The organism is Xenorhabdus miraniensis, assembly GCF_002632615.1.
Genome location: NZ_NITZ01000094.1, coordinates 1 through 961, shown reverse-complemented (window position 1 = coordinate 961; position 961 = coordinate 1). Strand labels below are relative to the sequence as shown.

1 protein-coding gene is annotated in these 961 nt (G+C 57.8%); it reads left to right on the top strand.

All coding sequences use genetic code 11. The annotated features are described in order from the left end of the window. Positions 1-961 (top strand): AMP-binding protein (locus Xmir_RS22200; protein ID WP_145956961.1); only part of this gene is annotated, 961 nt, incomplete at both ends.

Below are 961 nucleotides of genomic sequence, written 5' to 3'. Positions count from 1 at the left end.
TCGTCGGTCTGTTGGGTATTCTTAAGGCCGGCGCGGCCTATCTGCCGCTCGACCCAGCCTATCCGGCTGAACGGCTGGCCTATATGCTGGAGGATGCCACTCCCGTGGCCCTGCTGACTCAGGCTATTTGGGTGGAAACCTTAGGCAGCCATCTGCCTACTGTTGTGCTTGACGCCCGCTCACCATCCGTCCTTGACAGTGAGCCAGACAGCAACCCCGACAGCCGTGCACGGGGACTGACTTCACGCCATCTGGCCTATGTCATTTACACCTCCGGCTCCACCGGCCAGCCCAAAGGGGTGATGGTGGAACACGCGAATGCCATTCGCCTGTTAGCCGCAACACAAGACTATTTCCAGTTCAATGGCAACGATGTATGGACACTGTTCCACTCATTTGCTTTTGATTTCTCGGTATGGGAGATATGGGGCGCCTTATCCTATGGTGGTCGATTGGTTATCGTCCCGGCGGCTTGTGCCCGTTCACCACAGGCGTTCTATGCGCTGTTGTGTCAGGAACGTGTGACCGTACTGAACCAGACCCCCAGTGCTTTCCGCCAGCTTATCCCTGCTCAGGATGACACGGCACATTCCCTGCGCTGCATTATTTTCGGCGGCGAGGCGCTGGAGTTGCCGATGCTGGCGCCCTGGGTTGCGAATAACCCTGTTCAGCAGACCCGTCTGGTGAATATGTACGGTATTACCGAAATCACCGTCCATGCCACCTATCGGGAACTGACCGGGGAGGATATTACCGGAGGACGTGGCAGCCTGATTGGTCAGCCATTACCTGACCTGCGTGCTTATCTCCTCGATAATAACGGCCAGCCTGTGCCAGTCGGCGTAACGGGCGAGCTGTATATCGGTGGTGCCGGTGTCACCCGTGGCTACCTCAACCGCCCTGAACTCACTGCGGAACGCTTTATTGCTGACCCGTTCTCCGGCACACCTGACGCCCGGTT